1 protein-coding gene is annotated in these 2,323 nt (G+C 61.4%); it reads left to right on the top strand.

Going from position 1 to position 2,323, the window contains the following annotated elements; all coding sequences use genetic code 11:
- A partial coding sequence (locus BJI47_RS12985) for a condensation domain-containing protein (protein ID WP_139804866.1) occupies window positions 1-2,323 on the top strand: 2,323 nt, incomplete at both ends.

Raw genomic sequence — 2,323 nt, 5'->3', positions numbered from 1 at the left:
GTATGTGATTTTCACGTCGGGGTCGACGGGTCGGCCGAAGGGTGTGGCGGTCTCGCATGAGGCTGTGGTGAATCAGTTGGTGTGGAAGAGGTCCGAGTTCGGGTTGGGTGTCGGTGATGTGGTGTTGCTCAAGACTGCGGCGACGTTCGATTTGTCGGTGTGGGAGTTCTGGTCGGCGTTGGTCTCGGGTGCGGCGGTGGTGGTGGCGTCGGTGGAGGGGCATCGGGATGCGGCGTATCTGCATGAGTTGATGGTGGCGGAGTCGGTGACGACGTTGCATGTGGTTCCGTCGATGTTGTCGGCGTTGTTGGCGGTGTCGGGTGGTGTGTTGTCGAGTTCGTTGGTGCGGGTGTTGGCGATCGGTGAGGCGTTGCCGGGGGCGACTGCGCAGTGGTTCCGTCGGGGTAATGCGGGTGCGTTGTTCAATTTGTATGGTCCGACGGAGGCTGCGGTGTCGGTGACGGTGCATGAGGTGGGGGCGGGTGATGTTGCGGGTGTGCCTATTGGTGTGCCGGAGTGGAATACGGGTGTGTTGGTGCTCGATGAGCGGTTGCATCCGGTGCCGGTGGGTGTGTCGGGTGAGTTGTATTTGGCGGGTGTGCAGTTGGCGCGTGGGTATGTGGGTCGGGTGGATTTGACGGCGGAGCGGTTTGTGGCGAATCCGTTTGTCGGTGTTGCGGGTGTGGGTGTGGGTTCTCGGTTGTATCGGACGGGCGATGTGGTGCGGTGGGGTGGTTCTGGTGAGTTGGAGTATGTGGGGCGTAGTGATTTTCAGGTGAAGGTGCGTGGTTTCCGGATCGAGTTGGGGGAGATCGAGTCGGCGTTGCGTGGGGTGGATGGGGTGGTCGATGTTGCGGTGGTTGCTCGGGTGGATGAGTTTGCGGGGGATCAGTTGGTGGCGTATGTGGTTGGTGGTGTGGGTGTGTCTTTGGATGTGGGTGAGGTGAAGGTGGCGTTGGGTGCGGTGGTGCCGTCGTACATGGTGCCGTCGGCGTTTGTGGTGTTGGATGCGTTGCCGTTGACGGTGAATGGGAAGTTGGATCGGGCGGCGTTGCCGGCTCCGGTGTTCGAGGCTGTGGTGTTTCGGGCTCCGTCGACTCCGGTGGAGGAGGCGGTGGCGCGGGTGTTTTCGGAGGTGTTGGGTGTTGATCGTGTGGGTGTCGATGATGATTTCTTTGCGTTGGGTGGTAATTCGTTGATTGCGACGCAGGTGGTGTCGCGGTTGGGTGTGGCGTTGGATGCGGTGGTGCCGGTGCGGTTGGTGTTCGAGGCGCCGTCGGTGGGTGGCTTGGCGGTTCGGGTGGAGCAGTCGGTGGGGTCGGGGGATCGGGTTGCGTTGGTGGCGCGGGAGCGTCCGGGTGTGGTGCCGTTGTCGTTGGCGCAGCAGCGGATGTGGTTCCTGAACCGCTTCGATGCCGGTTCAGCGGCGTACAACGTGCCGGTCGCCATCAGGTTGTCGGGTGAGTTGGATGTAGGTGCAGTAGGGGCTGCCGTGCGAGATGTGATTGCACGGCACGAGTCTCTTCGTACGATGTACCCCGAGACCGAAGACGGCCCTGTCCAGTTCGTTGTCCCGGCGGAACGGGTCCAGCCCGACATCGAGGTCGTCGAGATCGATGCTTCGGACGTCGAGAGCCGGGTACGTGCTCTGGTATCGACGACGTTTGATGTCACGACGGAGATACCGCTCAGGGTCCGGTTGTTCACCATTTCGTCGACGGAACACGTGCTTGCCCTCGTGGTTCACCATATTTCGGCCGATGGTTCCTCCATGGGTCCGTTGACGCGTGATGTGATGGTGGCGTATGCGGCGCGTTCTGCAGGTGAGGCGCCTGGTTGGGCTCCGTTGCCGGTGCAGTACGCCGATTACGCGTTGTGGCAGCGTGAGGTTCTCGGTAGCGAGGACGATCCGGAATCGATTGCCTCGCAACAGGTGTCGTACTGGAAGACTGCTTTGGCGGGCCTTCCTGATCAGCTCGATCTGCCGATCGATCGTCCGCGTCCGGCGGTGCAGTCGTATGCAGGAGATCGAGCCGACTTCACGGTCGATGCGGACCTGCATGCTCGGCTCGTGAAGCTTGCGCGCCGGACCAACAGCACACTGTTCATGGTGGTGCATTCGGCGATGGCAGTGTTGTTCGCTCGATTGTCGGGTACAGATGACATTGCGATCGGCACTCCGTTCGCCGGGCGCAGCGACAAAGCCTTGGACGACATCATCGGAATGTTCGTCAACACGTTGGTCTTCCGTAATCGGGTGGATTCTTCGATGACGTTCGAGGAGTTGTTGGCGCAGACTCGGGCGAGTGATCTGCAGGCGTTC

It is taken from the genome of Rhodococcus sp. 1168 (assembly GCF_002091955.1).
In the GTDB taxonomy this organism is placed as follows: domain Bacteria; phylum Actinomycetota; class Actinomycetes; order Mycobacteriales; family Mycobacteriaceae; genus Rhodococcoides.
Note: the sequence above shows the minus strand (reverse complement) of the source record. Positions and strands in the feature narration are given on the sequence as shown.